The organism is Demequina sp. (genome assembly GCF_024642165.1).
In the GTDB taxonomy this organism is placed as follows: Bacteria; Actinomycetota; Actinomycetes; order Actinomycetales; family Demequinaceae; genus Demequina.
On record NZ_JAHEBP010000007.1, the window covers coordinates 16,335 to 36,901 of the forward strand.

The following is a 20,567-nucleotide window of genomic DNA, read 5'->3' on the forward strand; positions in this document are numbered from 1 at the left end:
GGCTCAGGCCCCGGCCAGCTCCCCCGACATACGTGCGCGCTCGTCGACGTGCTGGCGAAGCGCGAAGGCGAGGACGCGCTGTTCGGCGGCGAACTTTCGCGCCGTGAGCCGGATCAGCTCGCGCACCTGGTCGAGCTCGAGGTCCTCGCCATCCGGACCCAGGAGGGAACGCACGTACGCCGCCACGTCGGGCCCGGGCTTGAGGGGGGCGTGCACCATGAACGCGATCGACTCCCACGTGCCGGGGCCGAGCCCTCGGACCGCGAGCAGCAGGTTGGCGACGGACGGCTCGCGCTCGCGCACCGCCTCCTGGAAGTCCTTCGCGGTGCGGATGCCGGTGCCCACCAGCAGCCGGGCGGATTCATGGATGACCTCGGCGCGGCGGCGCGGCACCCCGAGCACCGTGGAGTCGCCCCAGCGCTCGCCGATGATCTGGCTGATGCCGTCGGGCTCGAGCTCGACCAGCTCGGCCAGATCATCGAGGAGCTTGCCCGGGCGCCGGCGCATGACATTGTCCCCGATCTCGGCAATGGATGCCGGCGGGATCTGGGATGCGTAGACGCCAGTGATGAGGGCTAGCTCGCCTTGAGCGGGATATCCCCACGGGGCGGCGTCACGCCAACCCGAAGGGAGGACCGCCCCCAGCGCCGCCCTCAACTCCGGCACGAGGTCCTCGACCATGCCCTCACCGTACGCCCGCAACGCCGCCGTGGCCACCCGCCCAAAAGGGACAAAAGCCACGACATGGTCAATGCGGGCATGGGTACGCTCGAGGCCCGTAGGCTCGAGTCATGCGCATTCTGATCGTGGGCGGCACCGGGCTCATCTCCTCCGAACTTGTCGCCCAGGCGGCCGCCGCGGGCCACGACGTGACGATCGTCACCAGGGGGAGGTCGACGGTCGCCACGGCGCCAGACGGCGTGCGATCGGTTCACGCGGATGCCACCGATCCCGCGCAGCTGAGATCCGCGCTCCACGGGATGCGACTGCGGCGCGAGCGCTTCGACGCGGTGGTCCAGTTCATCGCGTTCCGACCCGAGCAGGTCGCCGACGATGTCGAGACCTTCGCCGCCCTGACCGCCCAGTACGTCCTGGTCGCGACGTCCGCCTCCTACGCGACCTTCGACCGGCTCCACCCCCTCACCGAGGACACGGAACAGGAGAACCAGTTCTGGGAGTACGCACGCCTCAAGGCGGAGTGCGAGCGGGTGCTGCGCGCGCGCGCCGGAGCGGCGGGACTCGGGTGGACCATCGTGAGGCCCGCACACACGTACGGCGACTCCAAGATCCCGGGATTCACGGCGAACTCGGCGCACCCGTGGACGCTCGTGGACCGGATGCGCCGCGGTGCCGACGTGGTGATCCCCGGCGACGGCACGTCGCTGTGGACCCTCACCCACGCGTCGGACGTCGCCGCGGGCATGCTCGGCCTGGTGGGGAACGATGCGGCGCTGGGCGAGGCTGTGCACGTCACCTCCGACGAGGCGCTCACCTGGACGGGGATCTACGGGACCATCGCCCGCGCCGCCGGGGTCACGCCGGAGCGGCTGGCGGAGCACACGGTTCATGTCCCCTCCGATGCCCTCGTCGCAGCGCGCCCGTGGGAGGAGGGCTCCATCAGGGGCGACAAGATGCACCCCGCGGTCTATGACACGTCGAAGATCAAGCGGCTCGTGCCCGGCTGGGCGGCGCGGACGGCCTTCGCGGATGGCGTCGCGTCCGCCATCGCGTGGTTCGAGGCGGATCCCACGCGTCAGACGATCGACGATGAGGCCAACGCCATGCTCGACCGGGTGGCCGCCATCTATCGCGACGCCCTGGATCGAGTGCGCGACGAGGTTCGGGCGCAGCCGGAGCGGTGACGTGACAGGCGATCGAGGCGACGAGCCGGGCGAGGACGGCGCCGGCGACGGCGCCCAGGAACTCCCGGACACGGTGCCCGCCGAGTGGACCGAGGAGCTCGGGGACGGCACGCCGGCTCCCGATCGGCCACGCGGCCGGGACCCGGAGGTCGCGTTCCCGCTCGCGATCGTGTCCACGGCGCTGGGCGTCGTGGGACTCACGGTCCCGTCGCTCGCCTGGGTCGCGGCGGCGCTCGGCGTCATCTCGTATCTGCTGCGCGCCCCGCACGGCCCCACCCGAGCCTTCGCGATCATCGGGACGGTGTTCGGCCTCGTCGGCATCGGCAGCGCATTCGTCGGGTGACGTCCGCGCTACGCCAGGAGCGCCATCCCCTGCGAGACAGCCGGTCCCCGGGTTACGGTGACCGAGAAGTCGATGCGTCAACCAAGGCGGAGGTGTGAGGTGCCCGTTCTCGACGGACAGACGGTGGTGGTGGTGGGCGGCGGCTCACACCTGGGACGTGCCATCGCGATCGCCGCGGCGGCGGAGGGCGCCACGGTGGTGGTGGCTGGTCCCACGGAGGCGAACGTGCGGGCGACCGCCGAGGAGATCGGCGGCAGCGCACGGCCGATGGTCACCGACATCGCGGACGAGGCCTCGATCGCGGCCCTGGCGGACGCCGTGGGATCGGTGGACCACGTGGTCTGCACCGCCGCGATGCACGCGAACGGCAAGCTCGCCCAGGTCGACGCCGCGGCCGCGACCCGCGCCTACGCGGCGAAGGCGGTGGGCCCGCTGATGCTCGCCAAGCACCTCGCGCCGCGGATGAACGCGGGCGGCTCGTTCACGTTCCTCTCGGGGATCATGGGCCGACGCTTCGCACGCGGCCTCGCGGTGATGGGCGCCACCAATGCGGCCATCATCGGCGTCGCGCAGGCGCTCGCGGTGGAGATAGCACCGTTGCGCGTCAACACCATCGCTCCGGGAATGGTCGACTCCGGCGTCTATGACGGCATGAGCCCGGCCGGCCGCTCCGCGATGTTCGCCGGAACGGCGCGGCGATATCCGGTGCAGCGGATCGGCGAACCGCGGGATGTGGTGGAGGCCGTGATGTTCGCGATGACCCAGTCGTTCCTCACGGGCGCGGTGATCGACGTCGATGGCGGTGGCCGCCTGGTGTGACGGCGCCCTAGCGACCGAGTGCATCGCGATAGATCTGCAGGTCCTGGTCCGAGAACACGCAGAAGATCACCTCGGTGACGTCCGGCGCCGAGGCGAGCGCGCGCCGCACGGCCCCGACCGCCACGCGCGCCGCCTGGTCCTTGGGATAGCCGAAGACGCCCGTGGAGATCGACGGGAACGCGATGGACCGCAGCCCGTGCTGCCGCGCGATCGCGATCGCTGTCTCGTAGCAGGAGGCGAGCGCCCGTTCCTCGCCCCGGTCCCCGCCATGCCACACGGGTCCCACGGCGTGGATGACGTGGCGCGATGGCAGATCGTACGCGCCGGTGATCTTCGCCGATCCCGTCGAGCACCCGCCCAACGTCCCGCATTCCTCGAGCAGGCCAGGGCCGGCGGCACGATGGATGGCGCCGTCGACGCCTCCGCCCCCCAGCAGCGACGAGTTCGCCGCGTTGACGATCGCGTCCACCGCGAGCGTGGTGATGTCCGCGCGACGCACCTTGAGGACTGCGGTCATCCGAGCGCCTTTCGGACGGTCGCCGGTCGGCCACGGCTCGAATGATCGAGCCACGCGGAGACGCCGGCACGGGAAAGCAGGTCCAGCGAGGTCATGAGGTCCTCCTCATCATTCTTTCCTCACCCTAGGACCGCGAGCGGAACAATCGCCGGTCCGGCGCGGTTGGCATCCCATGGCAACCGACAACGACCCGAAGGGCCTTCGATGAGCTGGACCGCCGCCCACATCCCCGACCTGACCGACCGCGTCGCCGTGGTCACCGGCGCGAACGGCGGGCTGGGTCTGGCGTGCGCCACGGAGCTGGCGCGCCATGGCGCGCACGTGATCATGGCGTCCCGCAGTCCCCAGAAGACGGACGATGCGCGCTCGGCGCTCCTCGCCGAGGTCCCGGAGGCCTCGCTCGAGGTGGTGCCGCTCGATCTCGCGTCCCAGCGCTCGGTCGCCGAGGCCGTCACCGCCATCGCGAGCCGCCACCGGGCGATCGACATCCTCATCGCCAATGCCGGAGTCATGGCCATGCCGGAGGGGCGCACCGAGGATGGCTTCGAGACCCAGCTCGCGGTCAACCACCTGGGACACTGGACCCTCATCGCCGGCCTGCTCCCCGCCCTCCTCGCCGCCCCGGCGGCCCGCATCGTCACCACCACGTCGATCGCGCGGCACAACGGCGACCCCGTGGACCCGCGCAACCCGCACCTGGAGGGCACCTACGAGGACTGGAAGGCGTACGGACAGTCCAAACTGGCAGCCCTGCATCTGGCGCTTGGCCTCGACCGGGAGCTTCGCGCCGCGGGCACGTCCGCACGCGCCATCGCCGCCCACCCCGGGATCACCCACACCGACCTCCAGAAGCGCACCGTCCGCGAGGGCGGCGGGGGCAGCCAGGGACCCTTCTGGGAGAGCTTCGCCGAGCGCCGCGGCATGTCCGAGCAGCGCGGCGCACTCTCGCAGCTGCGCGCGGCCACGGATCCGGGCGCGCGTGGCGGCACCCTGTACGGCCCTCGCTGGGCGCTGGCGGGAGCGCCGGTTCGGCGGCCACTGTGGGGGCGCATGCTGCGGCGAGCGCGCACGGAGCACGCGATCGCCTCGCTGTGGCGCGCCTCGGAGGACGTGACCGGCGTCCCGATGAACGTGCGCGCCGCGGAAGCCTCGCGGTAGCCGAGCGGGTGCGCGCCCACGTCCTCGCGCGGCGCCACGGCCACTCAGCCGTTCAGCCGCCCCGCCCGCGCATCGTCCACCGCGGCCCGTAGGCCGTCGAGGTCTCGCGTGCCCAGGTAGATCTGGCGGCCGTCGACGATCGTCAGCACCACCGCCTCGGAACCGGTCTGCGCGTACTGGCGGGCGCCATCGCGTCCGTGGCGCCAGCCCCAGCCGCCGAACTGCCGCATCGGGTGGTAGCGGCGCCGTTCCACGACGGTGATCTCGGGAACCGGGATCTCCGTGCGCAGCATGCCCGCGAGGCTCACACGGATCCGCTCGGGCTCGACGGTCAAGGTCAGCGGCAGCCACAGGAGGGCGTCGCAGATCACCAGTGTGAGCACCAGCCACGGCCAGGTCTCCGCAAGATCCGTGCTGAACAGGAACGCCACCACCACCGCGATCGTCACCGCGGCCATCGCGGCGAGCACGATCGGCTGCTCGAAGGCGAACTGGCGGAAGCGACGCTGCGGCATGTCGACCATCCTGCCAGCGGGGCGGGCGGCTTCTCGCGCGTCCGTGCCGCCGGTCAGAACAGCGTGAGCGACTCCAGCGCCCTGGCGCCCGCCGCATCGTCCCGGATGCCCGTGCGCCGCCACTCCCCCTGGTCATCGCGGGCGTTGGCGCGGCTTGCGACGGACCCGGTGTTCGGGTCCTCCGCCGCTCGCTCGAGCCCGTGCGCCGCGATGAGCGGCCTGATCCGCGACGCCAGCATCCGTCGGTACTCCTTCGGGGCGTAGGCGCCGTCGCCGTAGAGGGCGCGGTAGCGAGGGACCAGGTCGGGACGATGCGCGTTGAGCCATCGCGCATACCACTCCTTGACCCCGGGGCGCAGGTGGAGAGCGGAGTAGGTGACCGATGCGGCGCCGGCTTCCTTGATGCTCGCCAAAGCCTCGTCGAGGTGCTCCTCCGAATCCGTGAGGAAGGGCAGGATCGGCATCATGAAGACGGCGACGTCGAAGCCGGCCTCGGCGGCCGCCGCGACGGTCGCGAGCCGCGCCTGGATGGTCGGGGTGCCCGGCTCCATCGACTGCTGGAGCTCGTGGTCCGCGATGGCGATCGAGAGGCCCAGGTCGACCGGGACGGACTCCCGCGCGGCCGTCAGCAATGGCAGGTCGCGCCGCAGCAGCGAGCCCTTGGTGAGGATTGACATGGGCGTACCCGAGTCCGCGAGTGCACGGATGACCCCCGGCATGAGCCGATACCGACCCTCGGCGCGCTGATAGGGATCGGTGTTGGTGCCCAGCGCGACGTGCTCGCGCTTCCACGTCGACTTGGTGAGGTCCTTGCGAAGCGCCTCGGCGATGTTGATCTTGACGATGAGCTGGCTGTCGAAGTCGGCGCCGGCGTCGAGCTCGAGATACCGGTGCGATGGCCGCGCGAAGCAGTAGACGCACGCATGGGAACAACCTCTGTACGGGTTGATGGTCCAGGTGAACGGCACCGCACTGCCCGGCCCGACGCGGTTCAATGCGCTCTTGGCAAGCACCTCATGGAAGGTCACTCCCGCAAATTCGGGAGTGGTGACCGTCCGCACCAGGTTCGACATCCTCGCGAGCGCCGGCAGCGCATCGTCCGCCTCTGCGCGCAGCGCCTGCCCGTCCCATCGCATGCCACCATTCGAACAAATGTTCGAGCGCCGGTCAACCCTCCGCGCCGACGAGGCTCACGTTCAACGCGACGTCGGGCTTGACGCCCTCGGCCACCGTGAACGAGTAGGAGGTCACGGTGAGGGCCCATTCCTCCGGTCGGGTCACCAGCCACGTCGCGCCTCGCTCATCGACGTCCACGAGCGCGATGTCGCCCCCGCAGTTGCCGGCCAGCAGGAGGGGCGTCGCGCCGGTGGCCGTGCCCGTGAGGGCGGGCCCGGTTGCCGGAACTGACGTGATGCACGGCTCCGCGACCGGATCCGCTGCGGCGTACGCGTCGCCCAGGGCGGGCGCGGCGGCGGTGACCGAGATCTCGATCGGCGACGGCTGGTCGGGCCCGCCGTCGTAGGGGTACCAGAAGTCTTCGCGATCGGACAGGGTCCAGGCCGAGGTGACCACGGCGACGTAGTGGTCGCCGGCGGAGTCATCCTCGGCAGTCAGGCGGAACAGCTCCATGCAGGTGTCGACCGAGCCCGCATACACCTGGGACAACGCCTGCCAGTTCCGCGTATGGGCGGATTCCCACTTCGTATCCGCGGAGCAGTCGGTCGCGACCTGGTCGTAGGCGCCAAGGATCACGGGCAGCGGCGGGTCTCCCCCGTCACGGACCGCCGGTGCCGAATTCAGCGCCTCGGAACGGAACCAGAACCATCCGATCCCGACCAGCACGATCGCAACGATGATCGTCACCGCAGCCTTCACGACGCCCCCTCAACGCGGCACCACCCTGGTGCTGTCCCAGGAGTGAGCATACGGCCGAGACGCGGCATGCACGATGACCTGTGACCAACGTCCCTTTTACCGTCCCTTTTGAAACGGCAGACTCTCGGCGAGGGGCGCACCATGGGAGATGCGCCCCTGTCCGTACCTGCCAAGGAGCCGAACGTGACCGCCGTCGACACCCGGACGTACCTGGACCAGTTGATCCTCGCCCCCGAGGTCCGTGAGGCCCTCGAGGCGGCGCGCTCCGTCACCGTGCCCGACACGCGCGAGGAGCTCTACGCGCTGTCGCTCGGACCCGAGGGGGGGCCGCAGTTCTCCGTGGACTACGACGTCGACGGCGAGGTGATCACCGAGGCCACCGTGACGCGCTGCCGCAACGGGATCGCGGTCAACTACCCCGAGGACTACATGCGCCGCCGGGACCCGCAGTGCATGGTGATCGCCGATGACCGCCCCACCGACAAGACGCGCTTCGCCGACAGGTTCGGGCATGGCTTCGCGGACACGCGTCAGGAGACCCTCACATGGCTCTCCCACCAGGACCTGGTGGTGGTGCCGTTCAAGGCCGGCGGGCTCACCTATGGGTCGGCATCCCTCGCGATCGTGCCCAAGAACTCGGCATTCTTCGCGACGGCGCTGGTGGACCTCCAGGGATGGGTGGGCTTCGAGGAGATCGGCCCGTTCGCCCCGCGCTCGATCCTCTACGTCGCGCCACCGTTCCGTCACACGCACTTCGACGGCCGCCAGGTGGTGGTCCACGACCGTTCGACCACCCTGCACGAGATCTTCGCCTACAACCTCTACCCCGGGCCGAGCGCCAAGAAGGGCGTCTTCTCCGTGCTCCTCGACATCGGCGAGCAGGAGGGGTGGATCACCGCCCACGCGTCGTCGGTGCGCGTCACCACCCCGTACGACAACGAGACGGTCATCATGCACGAGGGTGCCTCGGGCGGTGGCAAGTCCGAGATGTGCCAGGAGCTGCGCCGCGAGGACGACGGACGCATCCTGCTGGGCACCAACGTGGTCACCCGCGAGCCGTACCTCATCACGCTGTCCGAGACCTCCGACCTCTCCCCCGTGACCGACGACATGACGCTGTGCCACCCGGACATCCAGGACGGGTCAGGGAAGATGGTGGTCGCCGACGCCGAGGACGGCTGGTTCGTGCGGGTCGACAACCTCAAGAACTACGGGGCGGACGTCTACTTCGAGCGCGCCGTCATCCACCCCGAGGCGCCGCTGGTGTTCTTCAGCATCGACGGTGTGGCCGACGCCACCGCGCTCCCGTGGGAGCACACGCCGGACTCCACGGGCAAGCCGTGTCCGAACCCGCGCGTGGTGATCCCGCGCAGCATGATGCGCGGTGTCGTCGACGTCCCCCAGCCCGTCGACGTCCGCACCTTCGGCGTGCGCATGCCGGCCTGCACCACGGACAGGCCCAGCTACGGGATCATGGGCATGACTCACTTCGTGCCCCCTGCCATCGCGTGGCTGTGGCGCCTCATCGCTCCTCGCGGCGACAAGAATCCGTCGATCGGCGAGGCCGCCGATGCGGTCGAGAGGCTCGAGCATGGCGGCATGGTCTCCGAGGGAGTCGGCTCCTACTGGCCGTTCTCGACGGGCACCAAGGTCGCCGCGGCAAACCTGCTGCTACGCCAGATCCTCGACTACGGACGCACCCGCTACGTCCTCACCCCCAACCAGCACATCGGCTCCTACCACGTGGGGTTCTCGGCGGAATGGCTGACCCGCGAGTGGCTGGCACGCAAGGGCGGCGGGCGCATGCGCGCCGAGCAGCTCGAGCCGGCCCGGTGCCCGCTGTTCGGCTACGCGCCCAAGGAGATCACCCTCGATGGCCAGCCGGTGCGGCGCACGCTGCTGCGGCCCGAGCTGCAGTCCCAGGTGGGCACGGCGGCGTACGACCAGGGCTGCGCGATCCTCACCGGATTCTTCAAGGCGGAGCTGCGACAGTTCCTCTCCGAGGACATCGACCCCTTGGGTCGCCAGATCATCGAGACATGCCTGCGCGACGGCAGCGTGGAGGAGTACGAGGCGCTGACGCCGATGTACCTGTGACGACGCGGGGCGGTCACCCCGGCGGCCGTCCCGTCACCTGTCGCGGGTCCCGCGTCGCCGGTCGACCACCAGGCCCGCGGAGTGCATCCAGGCCTCCCAGCGCGGGAGCTGCGGGCGGATCTCCTCGGTCTTCCCGAGGTTGACGCGCGTGCCGTCCTGCTCGACGAATGCCCGTCCGGTGTCACGCCCGCCCTCCTCGGTGTACGTGACCGCCTGGAGCTGACGGAACACGATCGCTCGGCCGCGTAGCCTGCGCGTGCCGCGGCGAATCGTCAGGCCCGCGGGCGTCAGGCGGAAGTACGTCGCGTCCTCCCACCACTGCACCGCGGCCAACACCAGCAGCAACAGCGAGACCACGGCGCCGAAGAAGGGACCGATCAGGTGGCCGGCCCCGCCGGAGCCGTCACGTGCGGGCCGAGAGATCGCAATGACGAGGCTCACGGTCGAGACCGCGACCACCCCGGACAGCACCAGCGCCCACGCGCCCGTGACGCCGCGCCTGCCCCGCGTGATGACGAATTCCTCCATCGACGCCTCGACTCGACCTGCCATGCATTCCACGGTAGTCGCCTTGGCGAGACGCCAAGGACTCAGTCGGCGGCCGCCACGCCCGCGTGCAGCTTCCGCACCAGCGCCACCAGCTGATCCCGCTCCGACGGGCTCAGCGACTGGATCATGCGGAGCTCGTTGGCGGCATGGTGCGGCAGCGTGGCGTCGACCACGCGTCGGCCCTCGTCCGTCAACGCCACCCACACCACGCGACCGTCCTCCTCGTCACGCTCACGCCGCACATAGCCGCGCGCCGCCAGGCGGTCGATGCGGTTCGTGACGGCCCCGCCGGTCACCATGCTCGAGGCGACCAGCTGGCCGGCGGTGAGCCGAAACGGCTCGCCGTGCCGCCTCAGCGTGGCGAGGAGGTCGAATTCCCACTCCTCCAGACCATGCTGCGCGAACACCCGCCGCAGCTCGACACCCAGCGCGACAGCAAGCCGCGACACCCGCCCGATCACGGCCATGCCGCTCACGTCGAGATCCGGCCTCTCGCGGTGCCACTGGTCGAGAATCCCGTCCACCTGATCACGTGTCATGGAGCAAGTCTAGCAATATGTATTGACATTGAAATACTTTCGGCGCATAGTTGTTTCAACATTGAAACACATGGAGGAATCATGACCCACGCCGTCACCGCCCCTCGTACCGGGGCGATCCAGCTGCGCCTCGTTGTCCACGCCGAAGACCTCGACGCCGCGCTCGCCCTCTACCGCGACGCGCTTGGCCTCGAGACGGAGCTCGACCTCACCCGGCCCTCCCCCGACGGCGACGCGCGCGTGGTGGTCCTGGGCGCCGGACGCGCGACGCTCGAGCTCATCAACTCCGCCCAGCGCGCCCTCATCGACCGCCTCGAGGTGGGTCGCGATGCGGCCCGCGAGGTGCGGGTTGGCCTGGAGGTGCACGATGCGCGCGCCGCCACCGCGGCGGCGCTCACCGCCGGCGCGCAGGAGATCGCCCCGCCCACCCGCACACCGTGGGGCTCGCTCAACGCACGGCTCGAAGGAGCGGCCGGGCTGCAGCTCACGCTCTTCCAGCAGATCGACCCGGAGTAGCGCCCCGCCGCTCCGGCCACGTGGCTAGAAGCCACACCCCAGACAGGTCCGTCATCGTCGTCAGCCGCGACGCCTGACGGGGCACCACTCACCAAAGGAGACCACCATGCGTGCCACCGCCACTCACCAGTCCCTGAAGCGCACGAGCCGCTGGGCAGGCGTGCTCTATGCACTGATCTTCCTGCTCGCACCCCTGGGCTTCATCGTCGGCAAGATGCCCGTCTACGCGCCGGGCGACCCCGCGACCACCATGCAGCAACTCCTCGACAACGAGCTCCTGTTCCGGCTCGGCATGCTGGCCGAGGTCGGGGTGGTCGTGGTCGAGATCGTGCTCTCGGCGCTGCTCTACGCGCTGTTTCGACCCGTCAGCCGCTCGCTCGCGCTCGGCGCGGCGCTCACGCGCACGGCCGAGGCCGTCATCCAGGCCCTCAACCTCGCTCCGAGCATGGTGGCGCTGGCGGCGGCGACGGGCACCGGCGTCTATGCGGACATGTCCGCTCAGGCCCGCGCCACTGTCGTGCTCGGCTCGATGGACGCCTACCAGGACATCGTGAACATCTGGGGCATCCCCTTCGCCCTTCACGTCCTCTTTCTCGGACTCCTCGTCCTCCGGTCCAACCTGATGCCCCGGATCATCGGCTGGCTGCTGGTGGCGGCATCAGGCGGATACTTCGCGGATTCGCTCGCGGCCATCGTGTGGCCGGCTGCGTCCGGCGTCGCGCAGACGCTGGTGCTGGTACTCGCGATCCCCGCCGAGCTCGCGTTCGCCGTATGGCTCGTCGTCAAGGGCGTGCGTGCCGACCGCTGGCACACGCTGATGCGGGACGATGCGGCGCTCCCCGCAGCACCCGGGCCCGCCGTGTCCCCGCAGCGGGCGGCGGAGGCGAAGGCGCGATGAGTGCCGCGCGCGGCGTCGCGATCGGCGGTGCGGTGACCCTGCTGGTGGTCACCGCGCTGCTGGTCCGCCTGACGGCGGCGTGGGTGCCACTGCAGCCGCGCGAGTCCGCTGCAGGCGGCGCGCGCGCGGCGGACGTGACCGTCGCAAGCGGGCAACCGCTCGGCACGATGCGGGTCGAGCTCGCCGGCCTGGAATCGACCGTCTGGTACCCGGCCGCGGACGACGCCTCCGGGGCGCGCGCCCGCTATCCGCTCACGCTGAGAATGGATCCCGCACTGCCCGAGGTGACGCTGGGCACCACGCGCGGCGCCGCGGTGCTCGATGCGCCATGGGCCGCGACGGCCACGCCGGCACCGCTCGTTCTCCTCTCTCCCGGCTTCGCGCTGCCGCCCTCGGCCTACTCATGGCTCGGCGAGGCGCTCGCCGCGGGCGGCCGCGTGGTCATCGCACCTGACCACGGCGAGACGCTCGACCCCGCAGGCCTGGCCGCGGCGACCGTGGCCCGCCCGCGCGAACTCACGGCGGTGCTCGACGCGGTCGAGGCCCTCGCGTCCCCGGGAGGCCCGTGGCACGGGAGGGTCGACTCGAGCGCGGTCGACGTCATGGGTCACTCGTACGGCGGCTATGCCGCGCAGGCCATGGGTGGCGCGCGGCTCGACACACGCGAGCTTCGCGAGCGCTGCGCCGCCGGCCGCACCGCGGACCATCCCGGGGTCTTCCTGTGTGATGCGCTGGAGCCGCACCTCAGGGAGATCGCGGCGGACGCGGGCCTCGCCGAGGTGCCCGCGGACCTGTGGCCGTCGTGGCGCGATGAGCGAGTCGTGAGCGTGGTGTCGCTTGCGGGCGACGCCGCGATGTTCGGCGACGCCGGACTCGCGCACCTGAACGTGCCGGTGCTCGCCGTCGGGGGCGACGCCGACCGTGATTCCCCCGTCGACTGGGGCGTGGAGCTCACGGCCGCCGCGGCCGGGGCGCCCGCGACACTCCACCTGCTCGAGGGCGCCGGACACATGGACCTGCTCGACTCCGTGGACGTGGTTCGGCCGCTCGCGACACTCCTGCCGGGCGGCTTCGTGGAGAGGTCCCCAGCCATCCGCAGGGCGTTCCACGCGGAGGTCCTGGATGCGGTCGCCGCCCACCTGCGACCATCCGAGACGCCTGCTTAGACTGCAGATATGCGTGATCGACGCCACCGGGGCGCGTGATGGCGACCGCGGGGGTCTCCGACCCGTCGACGGCCACCATCGCGGAGGTGGCCTCGGCGGTGTCCACCGACGCCGCGAACGGCCTGACCACCACGGAAGCCGCGGCGCGGCTGGAGCGCGACGGCCCCAACCGGCTCGACCAGGAGCGCCGCGTGCCCGCGTGGCGGCGCCTGGTGTCGCAGCTCGCGGATCCCCTCATCTATCTGCTGATGGCGGCCGTCGCGATCTCGCTCGTCGCCTGGTGGGCGGAGGGCCGTGACGGCGTCCCCTACGACGTGATCGTGATCGCGGTGGTGATCGTCGCCAACGCGATCCTGGGATTCGTGCAGGAGCGCAGGTCGGAGACCGCCGTCGCGGCCCTCCAGCGCATGGCGGCGGCTCGCGCGAGCGTGCTGCGCGATGGCGGCGTCGCGCAGGTCCTGGCCCTCGAGCTCGTGGTGGGAGACGTGCTGGTGCTCGCCGAGGGCGACGCGGTGGCGGCCGACGCCCGGGTCACCGCATCGTCGCTCGAGGTGGCGGAGGCCTCGCTCACGGGTGAGAGCGTGCCGGTGGCGAAGGCCGCGGACGCCCTGCCCGAATCCGCGCCGCTGGGCGATCGCTCATCGATGGTCTACGCGGGCACCGCGGTCACCCGCGGGACGGGCCGCGCGATCGTGACCGCCACCGGCATGGACACCGAGACCGGGCGCATCGCGACGATGCTCGACCAGACGGAGGCCGAACCCACGCCGCTGCAGCGCGAGATCGCCCGCCTGAGCCGCGCGCTCGGGATCGGGGTGCTCACCATCGCCGCCATCGTGGTCGCCTCCGTGCTGCTGACCCGGGACATCTCCGGCACCGCGGACGTGGTGGAGGTGCTGCTGCTGGGCGTCGCGCTCGCGGTCGCAGCCGTGCCCGAGGGCCTGCCGGCGGTGATGTCGGTGGTGCTGGCGCTGGGCGTGCAGCGCATGGCGCGTCGCAACGCGATCGTCAAGGAGCTGTCGAGCGTGGAGGCGCTCGGCTCCGCGTCCGTGATCTGCTCGGACAAGACGGGCACGCTGACCCAGAACCGCATGACGCTGGCGCGGCTGGTGACCTCGTCGGGTGAGACGGTCGATTCGCTGGGCCGTGACCCATCCGCCCACGAGGCGCGGCGCGCACTGGAGCTGGCGGTGCTGGCCAACGACGCCCGAGACAACGGGGCCGGGTCCGAGTCCAGGTTCGAGGGGGACCCCACCGAGGTCGCCTTCCTCGCGGCCGCGGCGCGGATGGGCATCGAGCCGCGGTTCGATCGACGGGGCGCGGTGCCGTTCAGCGCGGAGCGGCGGCGCATGTCAGCGGTCGGCGTGGCGGAGGGCGAGGCCGACGCCGACGCCGACGCCGACGCCGAGCGTGAAGTCACGGTGCTCGCAGTGAAGGGGGCACCGGACGTCCTCCTGGCACGCTGCGATCGCAGGCTCGTGGGCCGCACCGTCGAGCCGCTGGACGATGCGGGTTGCGCCTGGGCGCAGGAGGCCGTCGCCCGGCTGTCGGGAGCGGGCATGCGCACGCTCGCCGTGGCGATGCGCGACGTGCCCGCAGGCGCAGAGGCCGCAGAGGACCTCGAGCACGGCCTGGTGCTCGTGGCCATCGCCGGGCTCGAGGATCCCCCGCGATCCTCGGCGCGCCAGGCAGTCGCGGACGCCCAGGGGGCGGGCATCCGGGTCGTGATGATCACCGGCGACCACCCCGCGACCGCCGCCGCGATCGCCGCCGACCTGGGCATCGCATCGTCCCCCGGCACCCCCGTGCTCACGGGCGCGGATCTCGAGGACATGGATGATGACCGCCTGCGGCGGGAGGCACCCGCGGTGGCGGTCTACGCGCGCGTCGCGCCGGAGCACAAGCTGCGCATCGTGGACGCACTGCAGGCCGGCGGCGCGGTGGTCGCGATGACCGGCGACGGGGTGAACGACGCGCCCGCGCTCCGCAGCGCGGACATCGGCGTGGCGATGGGACAAGGCGGCACGGAGGTGGCGCGGGAGGCCGCCGCGATGATCCTCACCGACGACCGCTTCGCGACCATCGTCGAGGCGGTGCGGGAGGGGCGCGGGATCCTCGACAACGTCAAGAGGTTCCTGCGGTACATGCTGGCCTCGAACCTGGGCGAGGTGCTGGCCGTGTTCCTGGGCGTGGTCGGTGCCGGCGTGCTGGGGCTGATGGGGCCCAGCGGCGCGGCGTTCGTCCCGTTGCTCGCGACGCAGATCCTGTGGGTGAACCTGCTGACGGACCTGGGCCCTGCCCTGGCCATCAGCGCGGAGCCGTACGCGGACGACCTGATGGCGCGCCGGCCCCGCCGCCCGGATCAGCCGCTCATCGACCGCCGCATGTGGGTCGGCATGGCGTGGACCGCGGCGTGGATGGCCGCCGCGACGCTGATCACCATGGATCTGTTCCTTCCCGGAGGGCTGATCGAGGGCTCGTCGGATGTCGACACCGCGCGCACTGCCGGATTCACGGTGCTGGTCATCGCCCACCTGACCAACGCCTTCTCCGCGCGCTCCGAGACCCAGACGATCGCGCATCGGCTTGGCGAGAACCCCTGGCTCTGGGGAGCCGTCGCGCTGTCACTCGCCCTCCAGATCGCGGTGGTGCACGTGCCCGTGCTGCAGAGGGCGTTCTCGACGGCGCCGCTCACGCCCGCCCAGTGGGGCGCGTGCACGGCGATCGCGCTCGTGGTGCCGATCGCGATCGAGGCCCGAAAGGCCGTGCTCCGCGGGCGGGATCGCTCGCGGCCCTCGGCGCGGACCTGAGGTCCCTGCTCACGCCCCGCGCCCGGGCGTAGGTTGAGCGCAACGACCCCCGGGGAGGAACCATGACGGACGCGCGCGAGTGGAAGGCACGCATGGCCGAGCGCCCCGTGGAGGATGCGAGCCGCACGGAGTACCAGAAGCTGGAGGCCGACGAGTGGTTCCGCTATCGCGCGGGTCCCGAGCTTGCGGACATGCAGCGCGCCACCCTCGCAAGGCTCCGCGATCTCAACGGCGGCTACTACGACGATCCCGAGGGCTCGACGCGCTCGCTCGCGGAGCTCATCGGGGCGTGCGGCCCCGGCCTCGACTTTCGCCCACCCATCTACCTCGAGTACCGCGAGCGCGTCCGCTTCGGGTCGAACCTGTTCATCAACGCGAACCTGATGATCCTGGGCAGCGGGATCGTCACCATCGGCGACAACGCGCTGATCGGGCCCGACGCACGGTTCTACACCGTCAACCACGCCTTCGACGTGGGGCTACGGCGCGAGGGGTGGGAGCGCGCGTTCCCCATCACCTTGGAAGCGGACGTGTGGCTGGGCGGGTCGGTGGTCATCTGCCCCGGGGTCACCATCGGTCGCGGCTCGGTGGTGGCCGCGGGATCCGTCGTCACCAAGGACGTACCGCCCATGTCCGTCGTGGGCGGCAACCCCGCACGGGTGCTGCGGACGCTGTGACCCGCCGGGAGCGGGCCCGATCGCTTCCGCCTACCCGGCGATGGTCACCGTTCCTATCGGAATCCCGCCGAGCATGATCTCCGCCGGGCCGGGCTCAGCATCCTCGGGTATCTCGAGCACCACGCTCGCGGTGGCGTTGTCCGCCGGATAGTCGGAAGCCTCAGCCAGCACGGGACGTCCGGGCTCGACCGCCTCGAGCGTGACGATCACGTTCTCGAGCACCGTGCTCGACCGCCCGGTGATCCACCCCCAGCCGCCGCCCGTGTCGCAGCAGTCGACCCAGAGATTGCTCAACTCGACGGTGACCGACTCGCCGGGCGCGACCTCCGCCGCGGACGGCTCACCCGCCGGCGCCGCACACGAGCACGCGGACTGCACGCACCCGGCCAGCACCAGCATCGTCCCGGCGGCCACCGCAGCCCGGGCCCCGCGCCTCACGGGAGCGACGCCTGCGACTGCAGCCGCTCGAGTGCGGTGAGCGCCTCGGCGCGGCGGTCCCACGGCACGAAGATGTGATCGTGGTGAAATCCGGCGACCACGTTGGCGCTCACTCCTGCGTCAGCGAGCGCGCGCGAGAACGCCGCGGTCAGGCCCACGGCGTCGAGCGCCGAATGCACCTCCAGGGTGATGCGCGCGGAGCGGAACTGGTGCGGCACGCCGGCGTCGATCGCCTCGGCCTCACGCAGGACCACGGTGAGGCCCTCGTTCTCCTCGACGGTCGCGACCGGCGTGCAGCCCGCGGGGAGCACGTCCACCGTCGCCCACACGTACGTCTCCGGATCGAGCCGTGCGCTCAGGCCAGACAGGAGTTCCGCGAGATCGGCGATCGCCATGATCCGAGGCTAGGGCACGGGAGGCCACTGCGTCGGTGCCGCACGGTATCGTGAAGACACGATCAAGAAGCCCGGCGCCAAGCCCTTCAGCTGGCCGGCTGGCAACCGCGTTTCCGACACGGTGCCCCTGAAGGAAGATCCGCCGCACGCCACCCGGCGCGCGGAAGCCCGGATACCTGGAGACGCCATGTCCACCTCCGACATCACCCCGTGCAGCCTGTACTTCGTAGGCCACCTGCCCCACCCGATCCAGCTGCGGCTCGCGCTCGCGAACGACGATCCCGATCCGCTCGACGTGCTCGCCGTCACGGACACCGGACTCGTGGTCGCGGACGGCGCCGAGGTGCGCATCTGGCGCGTGCACGCGATCGGCCGCCGAATCGTCCGCGACAAGCTCGCCGCGGGGATCACCCAGCTCCTCGAGCATGGTCACCACTGCGCGTTCATCGACGGCCGGCCGCTGTCGTACGTCGAGGAACCCGCGGAGTGGACCGACTGCCGCACGAGCGAGCAGGGACCCGCCTACATCGATCACATCGTGGTCATCCGCACGGACAACCCGCCGCCGGAGGCGTGACGCCCAGTCGCCCGCGACCATGGTCTACCCGCAGGAGTCGCAAACCTGCCCCAAGCGTCAATGATCTACCCGAAGCGGCGGCGGGGCGGCGGGGCGGGGGGTCGGGGCGGGGCGCGGGGCGGGGCGGCGAGGGTGGTGGCGGCGAGGGTGGTGGCGGCGGGGCCCCGGAGTCAGCGGGGGTACGCCGCGATGACGCCCGCGTAGGGGCCCAGGAAGGACGAGGGCTCGGTGTTGCCCGAGACCCACAGCTGCGAGATCTGTCCATCGAGGTAGAGCGCGTCCTCGACGCCCAGCTGGTCGCGGAACATCGCCGCAAAGTCCCACAGGTTCACGTAGGTCCGGGTGATCGCCAGGTACACGGTGCGGCCATCGGGGCTCACTCCCACGCCCGAGCGGATGGCGGTGTTGGCGCTGCCCTCGCGAAACTCCGGGTGGATCTCCCCGTCCAGGATGAGCGCGGGACCGGACTGGGTGGCCTGCGAGACGCCGCCGGGGGCGTACTCGGTGGAGTCGACCACGGCCGCCGAGCCGTCGTCACGGATCTCGAACACCGCATTGGGCTTGAGGTGGAAGTTTCCGGCGCCGTCCGAGAGGTTGAGCTCGCGCAACTGCTCACCGTCAGCGACCAACAGGCCTCCGGGACGCAGATTCTCACTGAAGATGCCGGCGTTGGTGAGCGCCCCGATGCCGGGATGAGACGCGATGTACTCGGCGAGGTCCGTGCCGTCCGGGTCCTGCGGCCAGTCCACCCGCACGTCCCACGCGTCGAGCGGCAGGGTGACCACGCCGTACGAGCCGTGCTCCCCCAGGTCGATCACCCGCACGTCGGTGTCGATCGACGGAGCGGGCGTGGACGATGCGCTCGGGGAGGCCGCGGTGACGCTCGCCTCGGGCGTCGCCGGCGAAGTGGCCGAGGCCGAGGGCTGGGAGCCTCCCCACGAGCAGCCCGCGAGCAGCACCGCGGTGGCGGCGATTCCGGCGAGGGCGAGGCGTGGCATCAGACGAGGGTACGCGAGGGAAGCGCAACGACGCGTCGCTCGTTCACCCACCGGCACTCATTCATGTCGACGGCGGGAGCCCTCATGTCCACCACCAGCACCGACGCCGTTCCCGCACCCGAGCAAAGACCGCTCGCGGTCGCGGTCCTGGGAACCGGGACCATGGGAGCGGCGATGGCGCGCAACCTCGCCCGCGCGGGGCATCAGGTGCGGGTGTGGAACCGCACGCCGGCGACGGCCGCCGCGCTGGTCGCGGACGGCGCTTCCGTCGCGTCGACGGCGGCCGAGGCCGTGGTGGGCGCGGACGCGGTGATCACGATGCTTCACGATGCCGCCGCGGTGACCGATGTGATGCGCCACGCGGGGCCCGGTCTGCACCCGGGCATGCTGTGGATCCAGTCGTCGACGGTGGGCCTCGATGCCCACCGTGAGCTCGCCGAGCTGGCGCACGAGCTCGAGCTGCGGCTGGTCGACGCGCCCGTGCTCGGGACGCGCGAACCGGCGGAGGCCGGCGAACTGACCGTGCTCGCGGCCGCGGCGGAGGACGCCCGCCCATTCGCCGCGTCAATCTTCGACGCGATCGGGACCCGCACCGTGTGGACGGGAGACGACCCCGACGCGGGGAGCGCGCAGGCGCTCAAGCTGGTCGCCAACAGCTGGGTCCTCGCCGCGAACAACGCCGCCGGCGAGGTGGTGGCCCTCGCCCGGGGACTCGGCGTCGAGCCGTCCCAGTTCCTCGACCTCATCGCCGGAGGCGGGCTCGACATGGGCTACCTGCGGCTCAAGGTCGGGCTCATCATGGACGAGCGGCTGTTTCCCGCCAGCTTCGCCGTGGCGACCGCGGCCAAGGACGCCGGCCTGATCCTCGAGGCGGCGCGGCACGCCGGCGTCACGGTCGACGGGCTGTCCGCCGCCAGGGATCGCCTGGAACGCGCGGAGGGCGGCGGCCACGGCCGGGAGGACATGGCGGCCGCGTACTTCGCGTCCTTCGAGCGCTGACGCCGTTCGCGCGCGCCCCAACGGCGCCGCGGGCGACCTTGCGGGGTGCCCGCTCGACCGGCGGGTTACCAGACTCCGAGGCCGAGCATCGGCGCCACGATCATGAGCACCACCAGCCCGAGCACCACGCCCAGCGTGATCGTCGCCCACCTGGGCATCCTGACCCTGACGGCGAGAGCGACGGCCGCCGCGTAGATCGCCATCGTGGCGATAGGCGGCACCGCGAAGAGGGCGATCTTCCCCGGTTCGCCCGTGACGGCGAGCACGAGCACCAGGGCGCTCAAGGCGCCGGCCGCCACGTACGCCCACCACGCCGACCACCGGACGCGGCGCTCGGACCGCAGGAAGACCACCCCTCGCACGCTGAGAAACACGCCCAGCAGGAGCAGTTGGATCCCGGTCACGAGGATCCCGATGATGACGAAGGTCAGGTCGATCCACTCGTCTCGCGTCTGCTCGCGCACGCTGGAGACCATGAGTTCACCCACCCCGAACCAGGCGATCCCCGAGGCCAGGAGCAGGCCCAGTCCCAGCATGACGGCCTCGCTGCCGAGCGTGCGCGCGGGACGCGCCTCCTCGGCGACGGGTGCATCCACGGGCTCGTGCGTCATGGCCCCAGCCTGCCCCACGCGGTGCGCACGGCTCAGCACGGCTCGCCGTGCACGGGTTCGCCGTGGCGGCGCGCTGCGCCCCCGCCCTACCGCAGCACGGCCCCGAAGCGCTCCGCGGCCGCTCCGATGATCGCCTCTCGCACCTCGAGAACCTCCTCGGCGGTGAGAGTGTGGTCGTCGGCACGCATCTTGACGTTCACGGCCAGCG

General features: G+C 71.4%; 23 protein-coding genes and 1 riboswitch. Of the genes, 12 read left to right on the forward strand and 11 right to left on the reverse strand.

Translation table 11 applies throughout. From position 1 onward, the window contains the following. Positions 1–3 precede the first annotated feature (3 nt). On the reverse strand, positions 4–681 hold the full coding sequence (locus Q0L54_RS01450; protein ID WP_296664851.1) for a hypothetical protein: 678 nt from the start codon (positions 679–681) through the stop codon (positions 4–6). Positions 682–791: 110 nt separating this feature from the next. Here Q0L54_RS01450 and Q0L54_RS01455 point away from each other — a divergent pair, with 110 nt between their 5' ends. The 3 genes from Q0L54_RS01455 to Q0L54_RS01465 all read left to right on the forward strand — a co-directional run bounded on the left by Q0L54_RS01455 (position 792) and on the right by Q0L54_RS01465 (position 3,024). Then, positions 792–1,862 (forward strand): NAD-dependent epimerase/dehydratase family protein, encoded by a 1,071-nt coding sequence (locus Q0L54_RS01455; protein WP_296664853.1) that lies wholly within the window; start codon positions 792–794, stop codon positions 1,860–1,862. A gap of 1 nt (position 1,863) precedes the next feature. Beyond that, positions 1,864–2,205: a hypothetical protein gene (locus Q0L54_RS01460; protein ID WP_296664855.1), complete on the forward strand. Its 342-nt coding sequence runs from the start codon at positions 1,864–1,866 to the stop codon at positions 2,203–2,205. Between the two features lie 99 nt (positions 2,206–2,304). Next, positions 2,305–3,024 carry an SDR family oxidoreductase gene (locus Q0L54_RS01465; protein ID WP_296664859.1) on the forward strand — a complete coding sequence of 240 codons (720 nt, stop codon included), beginning with the start codon at positions 2,305–2,307 and terminating at the stop codon, positions 3,022–3,024. A gap of 7 nt (positions 3,025–3,031) precedes the next feature. Here the strand turns inward: Q0L54_RS01465 and Q0L54_RS01470 are convergent, their stop codons facing one another. Further along, positions 3,032–3,541, reverse strand: coding sequence for an O-acetyl-ADP-ribose deacetylase (locus tag Q0L54_RS01470; RefSeq protein WP_296664861.1), 510 nt, complete (start codon positions 3,539–3,541; stop codon positions 3,032–3,034). A 204-nt stretch (positions 3,542–3,745) separates the two neighbouring features. On the opposite strand from Q0L54_RS01470, the gene Q0L54_RS01475 reads away from it, so the two are divergent. After that, positions 3,746–4,699, forward strand: coding sequence for an SDR family NAD(P)-dependent oxidoreductase (locus Q0L54_RS01475; protein WP_296664863.1), 954 nt, complete (start codon positions 3,746–3,748; stop codon positions 4,697–4,699). A gap of 44 nt (positions 4,700–4,743) precedes the next feature. Here Q0L54_RS01475 and Q0L54_RS01480 read toward each other — a convergent pair whose 3' ends face one another. From Q0L54_RS01480 to Q0L54_RS01490, 3 genes are read right to left on the reverse strand one after another with little or no spacing between them, the layout of a single operon-like run. Next, entirely contained in the window at positions 4,744–5,214 is a 471-nt protein-coding gene (locus tag Q0L54_RS01480; protein ID WP_296664865.1) for a hypothetical protein, read from the reverse strand. 53 nt (positions 5,215–5,267) lie between these two features. Beyond that, positions 5,268–6,350, reverse strand: a complete 1,083-nt coding sequence (locus tag Q0L54_RS01485; RefSeq protein WP_296664866.1) for an Rv2578c family radical SAM protein — start codon at positions 6,348–6,350, stop codon at positions 5,268–5,270. 31 nt (positions 6,351–6,381) lie between these two features. Continuing rightward, on the reverse strand, positions 6,382–7,089 hold the full coding sequence (locus Q0L54_RS01490) for a hypothetical protein (RefSeq protein WP_296664868.1): 708 nt from the start codon (positions 7,087–7,089) through the stop codon (positions 6,382–6,384). Positions 7,090–7,272: 183 nt separating this feature from the next. On the opposite strand from Q0L54_RS01490, the gene Q0L54_RS01495 reads away from it, so the two are divergent. Then, positions 7,273–9,186, forward strand: a complete 1,914-nt coding sequence (locus Q0L54_RS01495; RefSeq protein ID WP_296664870.1) for a DUF4914 family protein — start codon at positions 7,273–7,275, stop codon at positions 9,184–9,186. Between the two features lie 33 nt (positions 9,187–9,219). Here the strand turns inward: Q0L54_RS01495 and Q0L54_RS01500 are convergent, their stop codons facing one another. Together Q0L54_RS01500 and Q0L54_RS01505 are read right to left on the reverse strand one after the other, a co-directional pair. Next, positions 9,220–9,738: a hypothetical protein gene (locus Q0L54_RS01500; protein ID WP_296664871.1), complete on the reverse strand. Its 519-nt coding sequence runs from the start codon at positions 9,736–9,738 to the stop codon at positions 9,220–9,222. A gap of 38 nt (positions 9,739–9,776) precedes the next feature. Then, a complete protein-coding gene (locus Q0L54_RS01505) occupies positions 9,777–10,274 on the reverse strand; it encodes a MarR family transcriptional regulator (protein WP_296664873.1) in 498 nt (165 codons plus the stop codon). Between the two features lie 81 nt (positions 10,275–10,355). On the opposite strand from Q0L54_RS01505, the gene Q0L54_RS01510 reads away from it, so the two are divergent. The 5 genes from Q0L54_RS01510 (at position 10,356) to Q0L54_RS01530 (ending at position 16,341) form a co-directional block, all read left to right on the forward strand. Then, positions 10,356–10,790 (forward strand): VOC family protein, encoded by a 435-nt coding sequence (locus Q0L54_RS01510; protein ID WP_296664875.1) that lies wholly within the window; start codon positions 10,356–10,358, stop codon positions 10,788–10,790. A gap of 106 nt (positions 10,791–10,896) precedes the next feature. Further along, the gene (locus tag Q0L54_RS01515; protein ID WP_296664877.1) at positions 10,897–11,688 is read left to right on the forward strand and encodes a DUF4386 domain-containing protein; all 792 of its coding nucleotides are present in this window, start codon (positions 10,897–10,899) and stop codon (positions 11,686–11,688) included. After that, positions 11,685–12,854 carry a hypothetical protein gene (locus tag Q0L54_RS01520; RefSeq protein WP_296664879.1) on the forward strand — a complete coding sequence of 390 codons (1,170 nt, stop codon included), beginning with the start codon at positions 11,685–11,687 and terminating at the stop codon, positions 12,852–12,854. Before Q0L54_RS01515 ends, Q0L54_RS01520 begins: the two co-directional genes overlap by 4 nt. 38 nt (positions 12,855–12,892) lie before the next feature. After that, on the forward strand, positions 12,893–15,664 hold the full coding sequence (locus Q0L54_RS01525; protein ID WP_296664880.1) for a cation-translocating P-type ATPase: 2,772 nt from the start codon (positions 12,893–12,895) through the stop codon (positions 15,662–15,664). A 62-nt stretch (positions 15,665–15,726) separates the two neighbouring features. Beyond that, positions 15,727–16,341 carry a sugar O-acetyltransferase gene (locus tag Q0L54_RS01530; RefSeq protein WP_296664882.1) on the forward strand — a complete coding sequence of 205 codons (615 nt, stop codon included), beginning with the start codon at positions 15,727–15,729 and terminating at the stop codon, positions 16,339–16,341. A gap of 30 nt (positions 16,342–16,371) precedes the next feature. Here Q0L54_RS01530 and Q0L54_RS01535 read toward each other — a convergent pair whose 3' ends face one another. Both Q0L54_RS01535 and Q0L54_RS01540 read right to left on the reverse strand, forming a co-directional pair. Beyond that, on the reverse strand, positions 16,372–16,779 hold the full coding sequence (locus Q0L54_RS01535; protein ID WP_296664884.1) for a hypothetical protein: 408 nt from the start codon (positions 16,777–16,779) through the stop codon (positions 16,372–16,374). Next, a complete protein-coding gene (locus Q0L54_RS01540; protein ID WP_296664886.1) occupies positions 16,776–17,174 on the reverse strand; it encodes an ACT domain-containing protein in 399 nt (132 codons plus the stop codon). The genes Q0L54_RS01535 and Q0L54_RS01540 overlap by 4 nt, the downstream gene beginning before the upstream one ends. Positions 17,175–17,234: 60 nt before the next feature. Beyond that, positions 17,235–17,349, forward strand: a riboswitch (SAM riboswitch). 12 nt (positions 17,350–17,361) lie between these two features. Here Q0L54_RS01540 and Q0L54_RS01545 point away from each other — a divergent pair. After that, positions 17,362–17,751 carry a hypothetical protein gene (locus tag Q0L54_RS01545; protein ID WP_296664888.1) on the forward strand — a complete coding sequence of 130 codons (390 nt, stop codon included), beginning with the start codon at positions 17,362–17,364 and terminating at the stop codon, positions 17,749–17,751. 170 nt (positions 17,752–17,921) lie between these two features. On the opposite strand, the gene Q0L54_RS01550 is transcribed toward Q0L54_RS01545, so the two are convergent. Then, positions 17,922–18,749, reverse strand: a complete 828-nt coding sequence (locus tag Q0L54_RS01550) for a phosphodiester glycosidase family protein (RefSeq protein WP_296664890.1) — start codon at positions 18,747–18,749, stop codon at positions 17,922–17,924. Positions 18,750–18,833: 84 nt separating this feature from the next. On the opposite strand from Q0L54_RS01550, the gene Q0L54_RS01555 reads away from it, so the two are divergent. Beyond that, complete coding sequence (locus Q0L54_RS01555; RefSeq protein WP_296664891.1) at positions 18,834–19,748, forward strand: NAD(P)-dependent oxidoreductase; 915 nt, start codon at positions 18,834–18,836, stop codon at positions 19,746–19,748. A 65-nt stretch (positions 19,749–19,813) separates the two neighbouring features. On the opposite strand, the gene Q0L54_RS01560 is transcribed toward Q0L54_RS01555, so the two are convergent. Beyond that, positions 19,814–20,359, reverse strand: a complete 546-nt coding sequence (locus tag Q0L54_RS01560) for a hypothetical protein (protein WP_296664893.1) — start codon at positions 20,357–20,359, stop codon at positions 19,814–19,816. Between the last annotated feature and the right edge of the window lie 208 nt (positions 20,360–20,567).